Source organism: Burkholderia sp. LMG 13014 (assembly GCF_905232215.1).
Taxonomy (GTDB): Bacteria; Pseudomonadota; Gammaproteobacteria; order Burkholderiales; family Burkholderiaceae; genus Burkholderia.
Genome location: NZ_CAJNKE010000966.1, coordinates 1 through 1,455, shown reverse-complemented (window position 1 = coordinate 1,455; position 1,455 = coordinate 1). Strand labels below are relative to the sequence as shown.

At 66.4% G+C, this 1,455-nt stretch carries 2 protein-coding genes; one reads left to right on the top strand and one right to left on the bottom strand.

Features of this window, described 5'->3' with window-relative positions:
* The coding region (gene rsxB, locus JYJ84_RS36590) for an electron transport complex subunit RsxB (protein ID WP_205185607.1) at positions 1-558 on the bottom strand (558 nt) is incomplete at its 3' end.
* A 155-nt stretch (positions 559-713) separates the two neighbouring features.
* Here rsxB and JYJ84_RS36585 point away from each other — a divergent pair.
* Positions 714-1,346, top strand: coding sequence for a TetR family transcriptional regulator (locus JYJ84_RS36585; RefSeq protein ID WP_043189021.1), 633 nt, complete (start codon positions 714-716; stop codon positions 1,344-1,346).
* The last annotated feature ends 109 nt before the right edge of the window (positions 1,347-1,455 follow it).

Here is a 1,455-nt window from a genome sequence, read left to right as displayed (position 1 = left end):
GGCATCGGCCTGTTCCTGCGACCACGCGTCCCAGCCGGTGCGATCGCCGGTTACCGGCAGCATCGCGATGCAGTCGACCGGGCAGGGGGGCACGCACAGGTCGCAGCCCGTGCACAGCGACTCGATGATCGTGTGCATCTGCTTCGGCGCGCCGACGATCGCGTCGACCGGGCACGCCTGCATGCACAGCGTGCAGCCGATGCACAGGCTTTCGTCGATGAAGGCGACCGCGCGCGGATGCTCGCTGCCGTTGATGGGGTTCAGCGGAATCACCGGCTTGCCGAGCAGGCTCGACAGGCGCGCGATGCCTTCGGCGCCGCCGGGCGGGCACTGGTTGTAGTTCGCGTCGCCGGCGGCGATTGCCTCGGCGTACGGACGGCAGCCGTTATAGCCGCACTTCGTGCATTGCGTCTGGGGAAGCAGATCTTCGATGCGATCCGCGAGTGTTTTGGAGTCGGTCACGGTGACAACGGGCGCAGCGGCGCCGAATGGCTCTCGGCCACGTCGGGCGCGGCCGGAAAGGTTTGCCAAAGCTCGATTATCGCCGATTTCCCGCATTGCGCTGGACGCCGTCTGTGCGCATAATCGAACCGCTTTTTTGCAGGGGCTCAGCAGGAGGGCGGCCGCCCGCGGCGCGCCCGTTCCAGGGCGGCCGGCGCCTAGGCGGTGGGGGTGCCGGTCCGGATCACGCGGCTCACATAGCAAAACGCCACATGAATCAGCCAAAAATCAAAAGAGATCCTGAAGGTACGCGCCGCCGCATCCTGATGGCGGCAGCCGAAGAGTTCGCGAGTGGAGGGCTGTTCGGCGCGCGCGTCGACCAGATCGCGCGCCGGGCCGAAACCAACGAGCGCATGCTCTATTACTACTTCGGCAGCAAGGAGCAGCTGTTCACGGCCGTGCTCGAACACGCGTTCTCCGCGCTGACCGAAGCCGAGCGCGAGCTCGATCTCGACGGCGTCGCGCCGGTCGAAGCCGTCACGCGGCTCGCGCATTTCGTTTGGGACTACTACCGCGACCATCCGGAACTGCTCAGGCTCATCAACAACGAGAACCTGCACGAAGCGCGCTACCTGCACAAATCGACGCGGATCCGCGAGATGATGTCGCCGATCGTCGCCAAGCTCGGCAACGTGCTGACGCGCGGCCAGAAGGCCGGGCTGTTCCGCACCGACGTCGATCCGCTGCGCTTCTACGTGACGCTGTCGGGGCTCGGCTACTACATCGTGTCGAACCGCTTCACGCTCGCCGCGACGCTCGGCCGCGATTTCACCGACACCGACGAGCGCGCCGAGATGGTCCGGATGAACACCGAAGTGCTGCTCGCCTATCTGCTGCGGCGCTGATGCGCTGACCGCGCGGAAGCTGCCGCCAGATGTAAAAACGCCGCCGTGCGCAGGCAACGGCGGCGTTTTTGCGTCGGAACGCGGTGCGTCAGGCGGCCTTGCGTGCGCG

Excerpts from the sequence above, each read along its gene's own strand:
- JYJ84_RS36585 (WP_043189021.1), top strand. The coding sequence starts at position 714 with ATGAATCAGCCAAAAATCAAAAGAGATCCTGAAGGTACGCGCCGCCGC.